The organism is Vibrio sp. 704 (assembly GCF_033339295.1).
In genome coordinates, this window is the sequence record NZ_JAWOUH010000425.1 from 1 (window position 1) to 713 (window position 713).

1 protein-coding gene is annotated in these 713 nt (G+C 44.2%); it reads right to left on the bottom strand.

The genetic code is table 11. The annotated features are described in order from the left end of the window. Positions 1–410 (bottom strand): C40 family peptidase (locus tag R7R24_RS26890; RefSeq protein WP_318120144.1); only part of this gene is annotated, 410 nt, incomplete at its 3' end. Positions 411–713 lie beyond the last annotated feature (303 nt).

A 713-nucleotide genomic window follows, 5' to 3' on the forward strand; every position in this document is an offset into this window, starting at 1 on the left:
GATGCGTGCATAAACTGCTTGTTCCCCAAGTAGATTCCAACGTGGTAGGTGCTTCGTCGAGTTTTAAAAAACACCAAATCTCCTTGTTTGGCATCCGTCCAACTCAGCTCAACGCCTTGTGTGGATTGCTGCTTTGTCGTCCTTGGTAGGGCGAGTTGATACGCTGCGACAAAGGCTCTTTGAACGAAAGCCGAGCAGTCGATTCCAGATTTTTGCGTTCCGCCAAGTCGATAGGGCGTGCCGTGCCACTCGTTGTAAAACTGAAACAAGTCAGGGTTATTAGACAATAACTGATTGGTGGGTACAGTTACTTCAACCTGTTCACTCGGCTCTGGGCCAGACGAACAAGCTGAAAGTAGAGCACTGATTATCAAAGGAAAATATATACGACGCAAATCTTCACCTGTCATCTGTATGACTCATAACTGAAATATTAATGTCATAACCAATCCATAGTATGGGCTGAAAATCACGGTTTTGTCTCACATGTGTGACGGATTCACGACAAAGCCGGCTCAACCTCAAGAAAGAATAAAAATTGATTATGGCAACGCGCAAACGCTCATCGCTTTCACTGATTCAGACTATCAGCGCAACATTTTTAACTATCATCGCACTTGTTATAGCCCTTTCTGTCTCAAGTTTCAAAGGAATGGGGCAGGTTGGAGAACAATTTGAAGATTTGTCTCAAAAAGCATTACCGATTGCGATGG